The organism is Flavobacterium sp. UGB4466 (assembly GCF_903469665.1).
GTDB lineage: Bacteria > Bacteroidota > Bacteroidia > Flavobacteriales > Flavobacteriaceae > Flavobacterium > Flavobacterium lipolyticum.
In genome coordinates this window covers 1-785 of sequence record NZ_CAGKLC010000251.1, presented here as the reverse complement: position 1 = coordinate 785, position 785 = coordinate 1, and the positions used below count along the sequence as shown (strand labels likewise).

Annotated in this window: 1 protein-coding gene; it reads left to right on the top strand. The window is 35.2% G+C overall.

What is annotated here, in order from left to right:
* The first annotated feature begins 189 nt into the window (after nucleotides 1-189).
* On the top strand, nucleotides 190-483 hold the full coding sequence (locus JO950_RS21930; protein WP_026110008.1) for a hypothetical protein: 294 nt from the start codon (nucleotides 190-192) through the stop codon (nucleotides 481-483).
* Nucleotides 484-785: the final 302 nt, after the last annotated feature.

Here is a 785-nt window from a genome sequence, read left to right as displayed (position 1 = left end):
CAATAGCGCTGCTATTCTATAAAAATTTGCCTTATTTCACTCAAAAATCCTCTAAGAATAAACCTCAAGAATAAATTTCAAACTGGTTCTGAATAATGATTTTAAATTTTAGATTTTCGCTCCATTTTCATAACAATTTAATTTTAAATTGGTTATCTTTAAAACCCATAATTTTAAAATTCAATTATCATGACTAGAATGTATCACTACGCAACTGTTTCAAAAGCTTTAGATCAATTGAATGAAAAAGGATTTACGTTTGATTTTAACTTAAACTCAGACCTGATAAAAAAGAATCCTGAAAAATTTGAAATTGTTCATGTGTATCGATACGAAGGGAATTCAGACCCCGGCGATGAGGCAGTTGTATACGGAATTAAATCAATCTCAGGTAAAAAAGGGGTTTACGTCGCAGGTTTCTCTGCCGATTCCGATCAGGAAACGGTAAAGTTTTTATCTGATTTAAGTATTAAGGGAAGGTAATTTTCGGGAGCTAATCCCGCTATCCGCTTTATCTTTTCCTTGCTAAAGGGGCAAGAAAAAGGATACCGCTCCTATCGGGGCTAAGGCTGATGGTTTCATAAGAAAGTTACGCTTAAAAAAGATGTCTTCCCAAGAAACGAGAAACAGCTGTAAACAGCTCGTCAAAGATTAATAATTTTCTTGACAGAGCTTAGCATTAGGAGTCTCCCGTTTCTTGAGAAGGCATAAACTAAACCACTCTGCACTGAAAGTGCAGAGGTTTGTTTTACGAGGGACTGAAAGTCCCTCTTCTTATTTCATTC